Source organism: Desulfovibrio desulfuricans, assembly GCF_024460775.1.
GTDB classification, from domain to species: Bacteria; Desulfobacterota; Desulfovibrionia; order Desulfovibrionales; family Desulfovibrionaceae; genus Desulfovibrio; species Desulfovibrio desulfuricans_E.
Map to the genome: position 1 here is coordinate 1 of NZ_JANFYZ010000049.1, position 356 is coordinate 356.

Genomic DNA, 356 nt, shown 5'->3' on the forward strand with positions numbered 1-356 from the left:
CTGCAATCACGTAGTCGCCTGAGACCCAACCGCTTTTATCTCCTACTTTTACCGGATACCATCCGCCGGTCGCTTCTCCCACAGTCTCATAAACTTCGCCGTTTTTTATCTGTGTCAAAATCTTACTGTCCGTTCCGCAGCCTTCCCGAACATTAAGCACATATGCCGTAACCGTCACTGTATCCTTCTCATACTCCTGTGCACGCGCCTGCGCCTCCTCTCCTGTAAAAAGCGCATCTTCCGGCACATATCCTTCAGCCGAACCCGATCTGATCTTCGTCCAGCCATCCAGATATTCCAGCACCTGAGCCGCCGAATCTTTATAAAGTTTCCCGACCCAGTCGCCGGAATCATCC

At 51.7% G+C, this 356-nt stretch carries 1 protein-coding gene; it reads right to left on the reverse strand.

All coding sequences use genetic code 11. The features are described 5' to 3' along the window. Positions 1–356, reverse strand: a 356-nt coding sequence (locus NE637_RS15355; protein ID WP_256267798.1) for an SH3 domain-containing protein, incomplete at both ends; no start/stop codon positions are given.